This is a genomic window from Mycobacterium sp. NPDC049093 (assembly GCF_040704635.1).
Taxonomy (GTDB): domain Bacteria; phylum Actinomycetota; class Actinomycetes; order Mycobacteriales; family Mycobacteriaceae; genus Mycobacterium.
In genome coordinates, this window is the sequence record NZ_JBEZJS010000006.1 from 411193 (window position 1) to 426023 (window position 14831).

Consider the following 14831-nt stretch of genomic DNA (forward strand, 5'->3'; position numbering starts at 1 on the left):
GGATGACCATGCGGTATGACGTCGTAGTGCTCGGCGCGGGTTCAGGAGGTTACGTCGCCGCCATCCGGGCCGCGCAGCTGGGGTTGTCAGTCGCGATTGTCGAGGCTCATTACTGGGGCGGAGTGTGCCTGAACGTTGGTTGCATCCCGTCCAAAGCGCTGCTGCGCAATGCCGAGATAGCCCACCTGCTGAGGTTCGACGCCGATAAATTCGGCATAGAAGGCGCCACGACAATGCGCTATCTCGCGGCGTTCGAACGCTCCCGGCAGGTCGCCGAGGAGAGAGTGCGCGGACTGAGATTCCTCATGCGCAAGAACAATATCGACGAGTACGAGGGCCAGGGCACCTTCCTCGACCGCCACAGCATGCGCACTACGGGCCAGGACATCGACACCCGAATCAACTTCGATGCGGTGATCATCGCCGCCGGCGCCACCCCACGGCTGCTGCCGCACACGAGCCGCGGTCCCCGGGTGCGCACTTTCGAAGAACAAATCATGGCCAGCGAGCTGCCGTCGTCAATCGCCATCATCGGCGCCGGGCCGATCGGCATCGAATTCGCCTATCTGCTGGCCAATTACGGCGTCGATGTCACTTTGATCGAAAGCCTGGAGCGGGTGCTGCCCAATGAAGACATCGATGTCTCCAAAGAGATCGCCAGGGCGTACCGCAAACTCGGCATCACCATTCTGGTCGGGGCTCACATCGAGCGGTTGGTCGAAACCGCCGACGCCGTGACCCTCACATACCGCGAGCAAAGCGCAGGTGACGCGGACACTCTCACCGTCGATGTCGTGTTGCAGGCCATCGGATTCTCACCGAGAACCAACGGCTACGGACTCGAAACCTTGGGTGTGGCCGTCGACGCCCACACCGGCGGGATCGTGGTCAATGACCTCATGGAAACCACCGTGCCGGGCGTGTACGCCATCGGCGACGTCACTGCCAAGCTGATGCTTGCCCATGTGGCCGAGGCGCAGGGAGTGATCGCCGCGGAGACCATCGCGGGGGCGCCCACGCTGGGGGTGAGCGACTACACGATGATGCCGCGCGTGACATTCTGCCAACCGCAAGTCGCCAGTTTTGGACTGACCGAAGCCCAGGCCCGCGCTGATGCCGCTGCGCGTGGCGGCAGTATCAATGTCGCCAAGTTCCCGTTCCGCGCCAATGGAAAAGCCCACGGCTATGGCGATCCCACCGGATTTGCCAAAGTCATTGCCGACAGCGCGCACGGGGAACTGCTCGGCGCGCACCTCGTCGGAGCCGAAGTCGCCGAGCTACTGCCCGAGCTCACCTTGGCCCAACGGTGGGATCTGACAGTCGAAGAGCTGGTTCGCAACGTCCACACCCATCCGACCTTGTCGGAAGCGCTGCAGGAAGCGTTTCACGGCCTGACCGGAAAGATGATCAACTTCTAGCTGGAGATACTGCACCGGCCTCTCAGCTGCCGTCGCCGCACGAGTTCCCAAAGACACCCACGGAGGGCGAAGGCCACACTCAGCCTTCTGTGCGGCCTGCGAGATTGACAACCCATTGCTGATCACCGCCGGCACGGCCCGCTACCTCTGCTCCACCACGCTCAACTCCCTCATCCAGGGAGGGTCAAGGATCAACCGAAGTAGGTGTAAAGCATCAGCCGAAACACTGTCAGCCATCAACCGGAGACCAAACGTCAAGCATCACCCGACGTCATACAACCGCTGAAGTGGGGCGGGCGGGGCTCGAACCCGCGACCTAGGGATTATGAGTCCCCAGCTCTGACCAACTGAGCTACCGCCCCCGGGCGCATCTGCGCCGCAATATGGTCGCACACAGCGCAGACACAGACGCCAATGAGGGGCCGCAGGCAGGCCGGTCGCGGTTACGCTCACCGCATGGTCCGCTTTCTGCTGCGTATCGCGATCTTCCTGGCCTCATCGGCCCTCGGTCTGTTGGTCGCCGCGTGGCTGGTACCCGGTGTCTCGGTGTCGGCGTGGGGCTTCATCGCGGCGGTGGTGATCTTCGCGGTCGCGCAGGCCATCCTGTCGCCGTTCTTCCTGAAGATGGCAAGCCGCTACGCGTCGGCGTTCCTCGGCGGTATCGGACTGGTCTCCACCCTGGTCGCGCTGGTCCTGGCCTCGGTGTTCACTCGCGGGCTCAGCATCAGCGGAATCGGCTCCTGGATCGCGGCCACCGTGGTGGTCTGGCTGGTGACGGCGGTGGCCACGGTGGCGCTGCCCGCGCTGTTCCTCAAGAAGAAGGCCACCTCGACGTAGCCATCGCCGGTAGGGATCATGGCGAAGGTGCTGTCTCATGCGTTTGCCTCCGACAATGCCGCGCCCGCCCACCCGAAGGTGGTGGATGCGATCGTCGCAGCCAACCACGACTCCGTCGCGTCCTACGGGAACGACCTCGCCACGCCACGCGCCGCCGACGCCATCAAGGCCGTGTTCGACTCCCCGGACGCCGAGGTGCTGTTCGCGCTCACCGGCACGGCCGCCAACATCATCGCGCTGGCCTCGGCGGTGCGGCCGTGGCAGGAGATCCTGTGCAGCGACATCGCGCACTCGCTGCTCGACGAGGCAGGCGGACCGGGCCGGCTCTCGGGCGCCCCACTGACGAAGCTGTCCAGCGATGACGGCCTGATCGACCCTGCCGCGCTCGACACCGCAGTGGCCCGCCGAGGGCCGGTACACCACTCACACCCACGGATCGTCAGCATCACCCAGTCCACCGAGAACGGCCGGGTCTGGACCCCGCAGTCCGTCAAGGACTTCATCGACCACGCCCACGATCTCGACCTGTTGGTCCATATCGACGGCGCGCGGATCGCCAATGCGATTGCCGCCCTGGGCACCTCTCCCCACGAGGCCATCGCCGACGCCGACATAGTCTCCGTGGGCGGCACCAAGAACGGGATGCTGATGGGCGATGCGATCCTGGTGCGCCGCCCCGACTTGTTCGACGGAATTCGGTTCGTGCAGATGCAGATCGGCCAGCTGGCAAGCAAGCAGCGCTACGTCGCGGCCCAGTTCGAGGCGATGCTGCACGACGGACTGTGGCTGCAGACCGCGGCCCACGCCAACCGGATGGCCGCCCGGCTCAGTGCGGGCTTCCACGAGTGCGGCCTGAGGCTGGCCTCCCCCACCGAGGCCAACGAGGTGTTCGTCGACCTCGAACCCGCGGCCTACACCGCGGTCTCGGCGCGATACGCCGTGCACCGCCCCGATGTGTTGGGGCCCACCGTGCGGTTTGTCTGCTCGTGGGCGACCACCGAATCCGAAGTCGACGACGTTCTGCGGCTCCTGTCGTCGATTTCTACCTGCGAGCGGTAGTTTCGGCGCGGCGACGACCCCCAGGTAGAAAACGGCGCACGCCGGGCGAGACCCTAGCTATAGATGGGCTGCCCGTCAGCGCCCAGCCGGTACTCCTCGGTGCCCTCGTCGACGCGTGCCGCGTCGGCGCCCAACGCGACGGCCACCTTGTTGCAGGCGTTGCGCATGACATCGAGGGTCAGCTCGACAGCTTCTTCTTGCGAAAAATGTTGGCGCAGTTCCTCACCCGACACCTGAGAAGGCGTCCAGATCAGCGCGTCGACGTAGCGCAGCGCGGCCTTGTGCCGATCGGACAGCTCGGAGTTCTCGAAGTCGTCGATACCGTCATAGTCGGACTCGGTGGCACCGGCCTCCAAGGCCGAGGCCTCCCGCAGCGACTTGCACAGCCGGCAGTTGTGCTGGCGGGCCCCGCGCAACCGCACGATCTCGGAGGTCACCGGGTCCAGCGCGCGCATCCGCCCCACGGCCGGGATGAAGGTGTCGAGCACGTAGTCGGCGGGATTGGTTTCGTGGTCCCACATGACTGGACCATCCGGCCAGTCCACTCCCAGTGCGGTCAGCCCGGCACGCATCCGAGGCACGAAGTCGGCCACATAGATCAACGTTGTCACGGTGAACACGTCGGCCCCGAGCAGATCGGAGAACGCCGCCCGCTGGGCGGTGGTGATACCGGTGACGTCGATGCTGAACTGCTCGGCGAACTCGGTGACCATGGGGTCGACCGCGCCGCCACAGGTCTCCGCGGGCAGGGGCGGCAAACCCAGCGTCGACGCGCACACCTCACGCACATCGGCGTTGATAGCGGCCAACTTTGGTGGAGACAACGCGACCAGGTGCGTCAACTCATTGAGCAGATCGGCAGACACACCGGCAGTATGCTCCACCGCGTCCCGCATCGTGGGGTTACCGGGCAGCTGACTGTGGGCGACTCCGTTCTCGACGTTCCCATGGCCACGTCATGAGCGCCCACACACCCGCCACCAAGGCACTGGCCACCAGCACATAGACCGGCCATGGCCCCATCAGGTCGAGCAGCGAGGCGGTGGCGGGTTTGGCATTGAGGAAGCCGTAGTTGGTGCCCGCCATGCCGTTGAACGCCATGGTTCCCACCGCCCACACCACGGTCACCACCACCGCGAACCGATAGTCACGCCACTGCGGACGCATCCCACGACCCCAGGTCAGATAGATCGCGGCCCACACGACGAGCAGATGGATCGACCAGAACGCCAGGAATGCGTAGTGCGGGAAGTCCGGGCTCTTCAGCGCCGGCGAGATGAGTGCCTGCGCGCTCAGCACCAGACCCCAGTAGTAGGTGAGCACGAAGGCCCACTGTCGCTGCGACCACAGCGCATACGCACCGGCGACCGTCGCCAGATCGGTCAACTGCAGCGGTACCGACCGCCCGATCGACGGTGGGATCAGGGTGTAGGCCAGGATCGCGGCATAGATCGCGGCCATCGACGCACCGAGGATGCGGCCGCAAAGCCGGGATTGGCGTTCGGTCTGGCGGCGGCCGAGCCAGACGAGTAGCAGGGCCCCGACGACAAACACGGCGATCACGGCCCAGTGCGACGGGCCGTAGGCCGTGAATTGCCTTTGCGCCGTGGTCATTCGCCTGCCGTCGGCCCCCTAGGTCACTGCGCCTGGCTCACCGAGGACATGTGGAAATCCGGGATCCGCAGCGTCGGCATGGACGCGCGCGTCGCCCAGTCACCCCATTCGCGCGGGAGGGTGACCTCGCTGATGCCCGCCTCGGTGGCGCGCCGCAGCAGGTCCAGCGGGCTCTCGTTGAACCGGAAGTTGTTCACCGCGGCGGTCACCTCGCCGTCCTCGATCAGGTAGACGCCGTCACGGGTCAGCCCGGTCAACAGCAGCACGGTCGGGTCCACCTCGCGGATGTACCACAGCGTGGTCAACAGCAGCCCGCGTTCGGTGCCGGCGATCATGTCCGCCAAATCCTTTGCACCACCGGTCATCAACAGGTTGTCGGCGGGCACGGCGACGGGTGTGCCGTATTCGGCGGCTACCGCCCGTGGATAGGCCAGTGCATTGACCACACCGTCGCGGATCCAGTCCACCCGACCGATGTCCATGCCGTTGTCGAAGATCGACACCCGCTCCGACGAACTCGGCACCGCCACAAACGGTTGGCAGGCCAGCGCGTCGGCGAGCGGATCGGAGTAGAGCGTCAGCCCCAGATCGGTGAGCTTCTCTCCCACCCTGGTCCCCCCGGGCGCCGACAGTGCAGTGCGCCCTTCCTGCGCGCCGCGGCCATCCATGGTCCAGGTCAGGTAGATCATCATGTCGGCCACCGTCGAGGGCGGCATCAGTGTCTCGTACCGGCCGGCCGGCAGCTCCACGGTCCGCTCCGCCCAGCCCAACTTCAGCGACAACTCGTCGAGCAGCGAATCCACCCGCACATCAGCGAAATCCGCGGTGCTCACCCCTGCCCAGGCACTGGCCCCGTCGCGCTTGGCATTGATCTCCACCGACCCCGTCGGCTGGGTGTAACGACGACGCAGACCGGTCGAGGTGGCCACGAACGTGGTCTCCAGGACGTGGCGGGCGTATCCGTAGAGCTGGTCGGACCCGGCGAAACCCTTGGCCAGGTCATCGGCGATGCCGGTGAACACCTGCGCCCCCGTGCCCGCCACCGGTGCATCCCAGTCGACCGGCACTACGGAGCGCGGCAGCGGCGGTGCCGCGTCCCGCGCCTCGGGCGAGGACACCGCTGCCCGCTGCGCGGCGAGAACCAACTCCGGGATCACCGCCGGGTCCACCTCGGTGGAGCGCACCGACCCGACATGGGCTTTGTCCCCGCGGCGCACGATCGAGATCACGGTGATGGTGCGGCTGACCGACTCGCCGTTGGTGGTCATCGAGTTGCCGGCCCACCGTAGCGAGGCGTCGGACCGGTCGGTCACCAACACCATCGTTTCCACGCCTGGATCTGCAGCGCCCAAGGCGATCTCGACGACCTGCTGTGCGCCGATCATCGGCCGCCCTCCGTCCGGGTGTTCAGTACGTTGATGCCGCGGAACAGCGCGCTCGGGCAGCCGTGGCTGACCGGCGCCACCTGCCCGGGCTGCGCCTTGCCACAGTTGAACGCCCCGCCGAGGCGCCAGGTGGACGGTCCGCCAACGGCTTCCATCGCACCCCAGAAATCGGTCGTGGTGGCCTGATACGCCACGTCGCGCAACTGCCCGTCGAGACGGCCGTCACGGATCCGGTAGAAACGTTGGCCGGTGAACTGAAAGTTGTACCGCTGCATGTCGATCGACCAGGATTTGTCGCCGACCATATAGATGCCGTCGGACACCCGCGAGATCAGGTCGTCCGTGCTGAGATCCTCCGGACCTGGCTGCAGCGAAACATTGGCCATCCGCTGGATGGGTACATGGTGGGGCGAATCGGCGTATGAGCAGCCGTTGGAACGGGTCTGACCGAGCCTCGGCGCGAAAACCCGGTCCAACTGGTAGCCGACAAAAACGCCGTCGCGCACCAGGTCCCAGCTCTGGGACCGCACCCCTTCGTCGTCGAAACCGACGGTGGCCAAACCGAATTCGACGGTGCGATCGGCGGTCACGTTCATCACCGGTGAGCCGTAGCGCATGGTGCCGAGCTTGTCCGGGGTGGCGAACGACGTGCCGGCATAGGCCGCCTCATAGCCGATGGCCCGGTCGTATTCCGTGGCGTGCCCGATCGATTCGTGGATGGTGAGCCACAGGTTGGACGGGTCGATCACCAGGTCGGTGGGACCGGCGACGACCGACGGAGCCTTCGTCTTCTCGGCCAGCAGCGTCGGCAGCTCCGCCAGCTCGGAGGTCCAGTCCCACACGTCATCACCGGCCAGCGCCTCCCAGCCCCGTGCGGTCGGCGGCGCCAGCGTGCGCATCGTCTCGAACGACCCGGCAGCGGAGTCGACGGCCACCGCCTCCATCGTCGGCATCACGCGCACCCGCTGCTGGGTGAGAGACGATCCGAAGGTGTCGGCGTAGAAGGTCTGTTCCTTGACCGCATGCACCCCGGCCGACACATGGTCCACACCGTCGGAGGCCAGCAACCGGCCCGAGTACTCGCCGAGCAGCGCGATCTTGTCGGACGCCGGGACCGCGAACGGGTCGACACCGTAATCGGACACCCAGGTCACATCCGTATACACCGGCTCGGCGGCCAACTCGATGCGCTCGGCATTCAGCGGCCCCAGTGTCGTCGCCACCTGCACGGCGCGGCGAGCCGTCTCGGCCGCCACCTCCGGCGCCAGTTCGGCGTTGGAGGCAAACCCCCACGCACCGTCGACGATCACCCGGACCGCCAGACCCACCTCGCGGTTGACCACCGACATCTCCAGCTCACCATCGCGCAGCTGGATGATCTCGGTGGTGATGCGGTGAATCCGCAGATCCGCATAGCTGGCGCCGGCTGCGACTGCCGCGGACAGTGCCGCGTCAGCCAACTCGGACCGGGGCAGCTCCAGAAAATCGGCGTCCACGCGTCGTTGAGCGGTCATGATTCCCCACACTAAAGGGTGCTTGTCACCAAACTCATGCTGCGCACAGCAAGAACCCATAGCCTGACTAAATGGCGGAGCTCAGCAGGCGGACGGTTCTGGGTGGCGCGGCAGTGGCCGCCGGCGCGGCCGCGGTCGGATTCGGCGGCTATGAACTACTGGGCAGACGGACCCAGGACGCGGCCGGTCAGCCCAACATCCTCGTCGTCATCGTCGACCAGATGCGGGCGCCCCAGTGGTTCCCCGATACACAGCAACTGGGTGCGCTGCTGCCGAACCTCGACCGGTTGCGGACGCGGAGCACCTCGTTCGGTTCGCACTACAGCGCATCGAACATGTGCACGCCGTCACGCGGGGTACTGACCACCGGGCTGTACTCACACCAGACCGGGTGCCTCTACACCGGCGAGGGCCCCACCGAGTCGACATTGGCGGCCCGCTTCCCCACCTGGGGCACGATGCTGCGCGACGTGGGCTACCGCACCTGGTGGTGGGGCAAGTGGCACCTGGGCAGCGCGGCCGACAACACCCCCGACGGCCTGGACGTCCACGGCTTCTCCGGTGGCACCTACCCATCGCCCAACGGCGCACCGAACCAGGGTCTGCAGCAAGACCCCTCGATCGTCGATCAGTTCACCGGGTGGTTCGATGCCCACGCGAACGAGGGCCCGTGGTGCACCACCGTGTCCCTGGTCAACCCGCACGACATCTGCTGGTGGCCGAAAAACCCGCTGCCGGAGAATGTTCCGCACGTATTCAGCGCAAAGCCAGTGAACTTCGAGACTGCTGACGATCTGCGTCGCCGCGGCAAGCCCCAGCTGCAGATCGACTACATGAACTTCATGTCCCCGCTCATGACCGGCGCGATGGACTACACCGGACCCGACGCCGCCGCGCAGTGGGCCAGGTGCCTGGACATGTACCTGTGGTTGCATCAGCAGGTGGACACCCAGATCGGCCGGGTGCTCGACACTCTCGCCGCGAGGCCGGACATCGACAACAACACCGTGGTGGTCTTCACCTCCGATCACGGCGAGTACGCGGGGTCGCACGGCCTGCGCGGCAAGGGCGCCGCGGTGTACGAGGAGAGCATCCGGGTGCCGCTCTACATCCGTGACCCGTCCGGTCATCTGACACCTGGACCCGGTGATACCCGTACGCAGTTGACGTCCAGCGCCGACCTGGCGGCGCTGCTCATGACCATCGCCCACGGCGGCGCCGGTTGGCGCTCCGACTCCCGCTACTCCTACCTGTCCGAGCGTGCCGACATCGCCGGGATGGCCGCCGACGCAGCCACACCGGGCCGGCCGTGGATCGCGCACGCCACCGACGACATGTCGGTCGAGGAGATGGCGGCGTTGATGAAATCCCCACTGGCGAAGAAGTTCTTCGGCGCCTCCGGCCCGCCGATGGAGATCCCGACGTCGGCGCCCAGCCACATCGTCGCCGTGCGTACCCCCGAGGCCAAGCTCGGCATGTACACGTACTGGAAACCCGGCACCATGGACATCGACACGTCACGGCCCATCCATCACGAACTGTACGACTACGCAACCGATCCCGGTGTGCAGGAGCTCGACAATCAGGCGGGTCGCAGCCCGAAGCAGGCCGATCTGCAGGCGCTGCTCGACCATCAGGTGCTTCCCGAGCTTCGGGCCCCGTTGCCCAGCTTCCTGGATGAGGCGCAGGAGCAGGGGTTGGCGAATATGAAGGAGCTCGCGACGCTTCGCGGAGGCTGAGCCGACCCAACCAGCACGGAGGCTGAGCCGAAACCGCTTCCCGGCGGCGTAAGACGTACTAGCGTCCTAGCGACGGTCGTCGCTTGCTAGGAGGTTGGCGTCATGCGCGTGTTGGTCACCGGCGGTACCGGATTTGTGGGCGGCTGGAGCGCGAAAGCGATTGCGGATGCGGGACATTCGGTCCGGTTCCTGGTGCGCAATCCAGACCGGCTACAGACCAGCGTTGCCAAGCTCGGAGTCGATGTCTCCGATCACGCCGTCGGCGACATCACCGATCGCGATTCGGTTCTGCGCGCACTCGAGGGCTGCGACGCTGTCCTGCACAGTGCTGCTCTGGTCGCCACCGACCCGAGCCAGACCGCGCAGATGATGAGCACGAACATGGACGGTGCACGAAATGTGCTCGGCGGCGCCGCAGAACTCGGCCTGGATCCGATCATCCACGTGTCGAGCATCACCGCGTTGTTCAATCCCGATGTGGACACACTGGAAGCCGACCTGCCGGTGTTCGGCGGAACCGACGGCTACGGGCGATCCAAGGCGCAGGTCGAGATCTACGCCCGCGGAATGCAGGACGCCGGCGCACCGGTGAACATCACCTATCCCGGCATGGTCATGGGGCCCCCGGTCGGCAACCAGTTCGGGGAAGCCGGCGAGGGGGTGGCCGCCGCACTGCAACTCGGCGCAATCCCTGGCCGCAGCGCCGCCTGGACCATCGTCGACGGTCGAGACCTGGCGGACCTGCACGTCGCGCTGCTCGAACCTGGACGTGGCCCCCGCCGCTACATGGCCGGCGGTCACCGCATCCCGGTGGACCAGCTGGCCGAGCTGCTCACCGAGGTCGGCAACAAGACGATGTTCGCCGTCCCGGTGCCCGACACCGTGCTGCGCATCGCCGGGCAGGTGCTCGACCGGATGGGGCCGTTCCTGCCGTTCCAGACGCCGTTCACCGAAGCCGGGATGCAGTACTACACACAGATGCCCGCTTCCGACGACTCACCGAGCGAACGCGACCTCGGCGTCACCTACCGGGATCCACGAATCACATTGGCCGACACCGTCGCCGGATTCCGAGACCTCAACAGCTGACGGCCGGAAGCTCAGTCGCTTCCGGCCGTCGGCTTTGGTCCAGTCCGCGTCAGTTTCCGGTGACCTCACCCGCTGTCTGCACCATCGTGGCTGCCGGAGTGCTGCCGCCCAACTGCCGGGCCGCGAAATCGGCTGCCTGAATTGCCATTCCGTTGTCCTTGTAGGAGCTGTGGGCGGCGCGGTTCAAACCGCCGGGGAAGCAGATGGGATCGCCGGGGGCGCACAGCTGGATGGTCTTGGCGACGTACGGCGCGCCGATCGCGATAGGCGGTGCGCTGCGGTCGGCCAGGCCCAGAACCCACTCGTCGGGGGTCCCGAACAACGCCACCGCCGCGACGTGCGAGGCGACCGATGCGGGCATCGGACCGCTGATGCCGGCGGGCAGGACGTATCCGGCGGGCACGGAGCTCGAGGTGGTGTAACCGGCCACCGCGGCGCCCTGCGAGTAACCACCGAGCACGATCTTGGTCGCCGGGCAGGTCGCTGCGATCGACTGGATCCGGTTGCTCGCATCGGCGATGCCGTCGGTCGCCTGACCGAAGTTCAGCGATGCCGGGTAGTTGACCGCGTACACATCCACCGACTTACCGGGCAGATCGGCACTGAGTGCGTCGACGAACGCCTGCCCCGTGGCGCCGACGCCCGGCGCTTCGTTGGTGCCGCGGGCGAACACCACCTCGACGTCGGCACACCCGTCGGCGGCATTGGCCGAGGCGATCGGGCCGGCCAGAGAACCGAAGACCAGCGCGGTCAGCGCGAATGCAGTAAAGATCGCGGACTGTGCCACCGTGGAGATCACGCTGCCCTTTCGGGCTGGCTGCGCTGCGCTCATGAGATAACCCCCGGTCCTTCTGTTGCTGTTACCAGCTACAAGCGCGAAGTCCGGACTTCGATTCCGCAGCGGTCAAGTGATGTACGTCATCTGAGCAAATTTCGCCGACGGGGATGAGAGCCCGGCATTTGGGCGTTGAGGTTGCCCGCCGTGGCGGCCGCAGGCCACGAACCGCTTTAATAGCCCGATGGCCACCTCGCGTGTCCGCACGACCGCACTGGGGTACGCGCTTGTCGCACCCAGCCTGTTCGGCGTCGTCACCTTCCTGCTGCTGCCCATGCTGGTGGTGCTCTGGTTGAGTCTGCAGCGGTGGGATCTGCTCGGCCCGATCGAGTATGTGGGACTGGACAATTGGACGTCCGTACTCACCGATTCGTCGTTCGGCACCTCGCTGGCGGTGACGCTGCTGTTCGTGCTGCTGGTGGTGCCGACGCAGACCGTGCTGGGCCTGATCGCCGCGTCGCTACTGGCTCGGGGACTTCCGGGCACCGGATTCTTCCGCACCGTGTACGTGCTGCCGTGGATCTGTGCGCCGCTGGCCATCGCGGTGTTGTGGAAATGGATCCTGGCCCCCACCGACGGGGCGCTGAGCACCGTGCTCGGCCGGCCGGTCGAGTGGCTGACCGACCCGGGACTCGCCCTGCCGGTGGTGTCCGCGGTGGTGGTGTGGACCAACGTCGGCTACGTGACGCTGTTCTTCCTGGCCGGCATCCTGAACATCCCCGCCGACGTCCACAACGCTGCCCGCACCGACGGCGCGACGGACTGGCAGCGGTTCCGCCACATCACCCTGCCGATGCTGCGGCCGACCATGTTCTTCGTGCTGGTCACCGGAATCGTCAGCGCCGCGCAGGTATTCGACACCGTGTACGCGCTGACCGCGGGCGGGCCGCAGGGCCACACCGATCTGGTGGCCCACCGTATCTATGCCGAGGCATTCGGCGCCGCGGCAGTGGGCCGGGCCTCGGTGATGGCGATCGTGTTGTTCGCCATCCTGGTCGGCATCACGCTCGTCCAGCACTTCTACTTCCGCCGCAGGATCAGCTATGACCTCACGTAACGCACTGATCTACGCGGGCCTGCTCCTCGGCGCGGTCATCACGCTGCTGCCTTTCGGACTCGGACTGCTCACCTCGTTCACCTCGGCCGAGCAGTTCGCGACCGATCCCCCGCTGTCGCTGCCCGCGCCCCCGACCCTGGAGAACTACGTCGGGCTCGCCGACGCCGGATTCGGCCGGGCCATCGTCGTGACCGCGTTGATGACGGCGGTCATCCTGCTGGGGCAACTGGTGTTCTCGGTGCTCGCCGCCTATGCCTTCGCGCGGCTGCAGTTTCCCGGCCGCGACGCGTTGTTCTGGGTCTACATCGCGACGCTGATGGTGCCGGCGACCGTGACCGTGGTGCCGCTGTATCTGATGATGGCCGAGGCGGGATTACGCAACACCTTCTGGGCACTGGTGCTTCCGTTCATGTTCGGCTCGCCGTATGCGATCTTCCTGTTGCGCGAGTACTTTCGGTCGATTCCAGGCGAACTGATCAACGCGGCGCGCCTCGACGGCGCCCATACCCTGGATGTGATCACGCACGTCGTGGTGCCGGCCAGCAGACCGATCCTGGTCACCCTGGCGTTGATCACCGTGGTCAGTCAGTGGAACAACTTCCTGTGGCCGTTGGTGATCACCAGCGGCAGCAAGTGGCAGGTGATCACGGTCGCGACGGCCGGCCTCCAGACGCAGTACAACGCGCAGTGGACGCTGGTGATGGCGGCGACCACGGTGGCGATCGTCCCGCTGATCGTGTTGTTCATCGCGTTCTCGCGCAACATCGTCCGCTCGATCGTGGTGACGGGGATCAAGTGATCGTCGAGATCTACACCAGGGCTGCGAATCCGCGGCCACAACGACCCTCACGTCGATCTCGCGACAGGAAGCGGTCATGAGGCGCTCGACGACGACCGCGATCGGCCTGGCACTGACCATGGCCGTTCTCTTGGTGGCCGCCGTGCTGCTGGGCCACACGTCCGAACCCGAGGGCCGCACCGTGGTCACCGTGCGGCTGTGGGATTCGCAGGTCGCGGCCGCCTACCGGCAGTCCTTCGCCGAGTTCACTCGGGAACACCCCGACATCGAGGTCCGGGTCAACACCGTCGCCTACTCGGCCTACTTCGACAGCCTGCGCACCGATGTGGCGGGCGGCAGCGCCGATGACATCTTCTGGCTGTCCAATGCCTACCTGGCCGGATATGCCGACAACGGCCGGCTGCTGGACATCGGACAGACCTTGGGCGCCAACGCCGCCCGGGCCTGGGAGCCCTCGGTGGTCAACCAGTTCACCCGCAACGACTCCCTGTGGGCGGTTCCGCAGCTGACCGACGCCGGCATCGCGGTGTACTTCAACGCCGACCTGCTCGACGCCGCCGGGGTGGACCTCGCCGACCTGACCACCATGCGGTGGTCGAACGGACCTGACGACACACTGCGGTCACTGGCAGCCCGGCTCACCGTCGACGAGCAGGGCCGCGCGGCCGGCACCGAGGGTTTCGACACCGGCCGGATCCGGCAGTGGGGCTACAACGCCGCCAATGATCTTCAGGGCATCTACCTCAACTACATCGGCTCGGCGGGCGGCATCTTCACCATCGGCGATCGTTTCGCGTTCGACAACCCGCAGGCCGTCGAGGCGTTCACCTACCTGGTTCGGATGATCAACGACGATCACGTCGCCCCGCCGGCGGCGGCCACCAACAACAACGGCGACTTCTCGCGCAACATGTTCCTGCAGGGTCGGATGGCGCTGTTTCAGTCCGGCACCTACAACCTGGCCGCAGTGGCGAACCAGGCCCGGTTCCGGTGGGGCGTGGCGATGCTCCCCGCCGGACCCAAGGGACGGGTCAGCGTCACCAATGGCATTGCCGCAGCCGGGAACTCGGCCACCCATCATCCTGCCGCGGTGCGCGAGGTACTGAACTGGATGGGCAGCAAACGCGGCAACGAATTCCTCGGCGCCGGTGGTGCGGCCATCCCCGCCGTGCTGGCAGCCCAGCCCGTCTACCACGACTACTGGAAGGCGCGTGGCGTGGATGTCAGCCCGTTCTTCCGGGTGCTGCGGGGGCCGCGGATCCCGGCGCCGGGCGCGGCCGGCTTCCCGGCCGGATTTCAGGCACTCAAGCCCTATTTCGACGAGATGTTCCTGGGACGTCGCGATGTGGAGAAGTCGCTGGCCGACGCTCAGTGGGCGGCCAACACGGCCGCAGCGCGCTGACCGCCGGAATATTGCCGCCCGGGAACGCCGGCCGGTCGCTTACATTGGGCTGATGCGCAAGCAAACCAGCGGATCCCGTCACC

The 14831-nt window shown here is 66.5% G+C and carries 13 protein-coding genes and 1 tRNA gene; 8 read left to right on the top strand and 6 right to left on the bottom strand.

Features of this window, described 5'->3' with window-relative positions; genetic code table 11:
* Positions 1-2: 2 nt before the first annotated feature.
* Positions 3-1418, top strand: a complete 1416-nt coding sequence (lpdA, locus tag AB0876_RS25205; RefSeq protein ID WP_526043234.1) for a dihydrolipoyl dehydrogenase — start codon at positions 3-5, stop codon at positions 1416-1418.
* Positions 1419-1706: 288 nt separating this feature from the next.
* Here lpdA and AB0876_RS25210 read toward each other — a convergent pair.
* Positions 1707-1780: transfer RNA gene (locus tag AB0876_RS25210), tRNA-Ile, on the bottom strand.
* Positions 1781-1874: 94 nt separating this feature from the next.
* Between AB0876_RS25210 and AB0876_RS25215 the strand changes: the two genes are divergently transcribed.
* Both AB0876_RS25215 and AB0876_RS25220 read left to right on the top strand, forming a co-directional pair.
* The gene (locus tag AB0876_RS25215; RefSeq protein ID WP_491841372.1) at positions 1875-2255 is read left to right on the top strand and encodes a phage holin family protein; all 381 of its coding nucleotides are present in this window, start codon (positions 1875-1877) and stop codon (positions 2253-2255) included.
* Positions 2256-2273: 18 nt separating this feature from the next.
* Positions 2274-3314, top strand: a complete 1041-nt coding sequence (locus tag AB0876_RS25220) for a threonine aldolase family protein (RefSeq protein WP_491841371.1) — start codon at positions 2274-2276, stop codon at positions 3312-3314.
* A 53-nt stretch (positions 3315-3367) separates the two neighbouring features.
* Here AB0876_RS25220 and AB0876_RS25225 read toward each other — a convergent pair whose 3' ends face one another.
* From AB0876_RS25225 to AB0876_RS25240, 4 genes are read right to left on the bottom strand one after another with little or no spacing between them, the layout of a single operon-like run.
* The gene (locus AB0876_RS25225; protein WP_491841370.1) at positions 3368-4210 is read right to left on the bottom strand and encodes a carboxymuconolactone decarboxylase family protein; all 843 of its coding nucleotides are present in this window, start codon (positions 4208-4210) and stop codon (positions 3368-3370) included.
* Positions 4211-4217: 7 nt separating this feature from the next.
* A complete protein-coding gene (locus AB0876_RS25230) occupies positions 4218-4928 on the bottom strand; it encodes a YwaF family protein (protein WP_491841369.1) in 711 nt (236 codons plus the stop codon).
* Positions 4929-4951: 23 nt separating this feature from the next.
* The gene (locus tag AB0876_RS25235; RefSeq protein ID WP_491841368.1) at positions 4952-6313 is read right to left on the bottom strand and encodes a metallopeptidase TldD-related protein; all 1362 of its coding nucleotides are present in this window, start codon (positions 6311-6313) and stop codon (positions 4952-4954) included.
* Positions 6310-7827: a TldD/PmbA family protein gene (locus AB0876_RS25240; protein ID WP_491841367.1), complete on the bottom strand. Its 1518-nt coding sequence runs from the start codon at positions 7825-7827 to the stop codon at positions 6310-6312. The genes AB0876_RS25235 and AB0876_RS25240 overlap by 4 nt, the downstream gene beginning before the upstream one ends.
* Before the next feature lie 71 nt (positions 7828-7898).
* Between AB0876_RS25240 and AB0876_RS25245 the strand changes: the two genes are divergently transcribed.
* Together AB0876_RS25245 and AB0876_RS25250 are read left to right on the top strand one after the other, a co-directional pair.
* The gene (locus AB0876_RS25245) at positions 7899-9566 is read left to right on the top strand and encodes a sulfatase-like hydrolase/transferase (RefSeq protein ID WP_491841366.1); all 1668 of its coding nucleotides are present in this window, start codon (positions 7899-7901) and stop codon (positions 9564-9566) included.
* A gap of 102 nt (positions 9567-9668) precedes the next feature.
* Positions 9669-10655: an NAD-dependent epimerase/dehydratase family protein gene (locus AB0876_RS25250; protein ID WP_491841365.1), complete on the top strand. Its 987-nt coding sequence runs from the start codon at positions 9669-9671 to the stop codon at positions 10653-10655.
* 49 nt (positions 10656-10704) lie between these two features.
* Here the strand turns inward: AB0876_RS25250 and AB0876_RS25255 are convergent, their stop codons facing one another.
* Positions 10705-11487, bottom strand: coding sequence for a cutinase family protein (locus tag AB0876_RS25255; RefSeq protein WP_491841364.1), 783 nt, complete (start codon positions 11485-11487; stop codon positions 10705-10707).
* Between the two features lie 187 nt (positions 11488-11674).
* On the opposite strand from AB0876_RS25255, the gene AB0876_RS25260 reads away from it, so the two are divergent.
* The 3 genes from AB0876_RS25260 (at position 11675) to AB0876_RS25270 (ending at position 14748) form a co-directional block, all read left to right on the top strand.
* Positions 11675-12547 carry a carbohydrate ABC transporter permease gene (locus AB0876_RS25260; protein ID WP_055115342.1) on the top strand — a complete coding sequence of 291 codons (873 nt, stop codon included), beginning with the start codon at positions 11675-11677 and terminating at the stop codon, positions 12545-12547.
* Positions 12534-13346, top strand: a complete 813-nt coding sequence (locus AB0876_RS25265; protein WP_491841363.1) for a carbohydrate ABC transporter permease — start codon at positions 12534-12536, stop codon at positions 13344-13346. The genes AB0876_RS25260 and AB0876_RS25265 overlap by 14 nt, the downstream gene beginning before the upstream one ends.
* Before the next feature lie 76 nt (positions 13347-13422).
* Positions 13423-14748, top strand: a complete 1326-nt coding sequence (locus AB0876_RS25270) for an ABC transporter substrate-binding protein (RefSeq protein ID WP_491841362.1) — start codon at positions 13423-13425, stop codon at positions 14746-14748.
* Positions 14749-14831 lie beyond the last annotated feature (83 nt).